This is a genomic window from Alkalicoccobacillus porphyridii (assembly GCF_007293315.1).
GTDB classification, from domain to species: Bacteria; Bacillota; Bacilli; order Bacillales; family Bacillaceae_D; genus Alkalicoccobacillus; species Alkalicoccobacillus porphyridii.
In genome coordinates this window covers 1-248 of record NZ_VLXZ01000361.1, presented here as the reverse complement: position 1 = coordinate 248, position 248 = coordinate 1, and the positions used below count along the sequence as shown (strand labels likewise).

The following is a 248-nucleotide window of genomic DNA, read 5'->3' as shown; positions in this document are numbered from 1 at the left end:
ACTACTGTCACTAAAGGTAAACGCGCGGGTCATCACTTCCATCGCGATATCAATACTGTTAATCGAGAAATGATAGACCTGAAGTTTTTCTGCGGCGGAATAATCCGAAGAGAAGATTACCGGATAGAGGATTTTTTTCAGCACCCGAAACCCCATCTCGACAATTTCTACCGGAATTCCTATGCGGGCATGCACTTCCGCGACGGTATGCTGGATTTGTATTAGCCTTTCGACATCGTCAACCTGGG

At 46.4% G+C, this 248-nt stretch carries 1 protein-coding gene; it reads right to left on the bottom strand.

What is annotated here, in order from left to right; translation table 11 throughout:
- Nucleotides 1–248, bottom strand: a 248-nt coding sequence (locus FN960_RS24600; protein WP_498034108.1) for a protoglobin domain-containing protein, incomplete at both ends; no start/stop codon positions are given.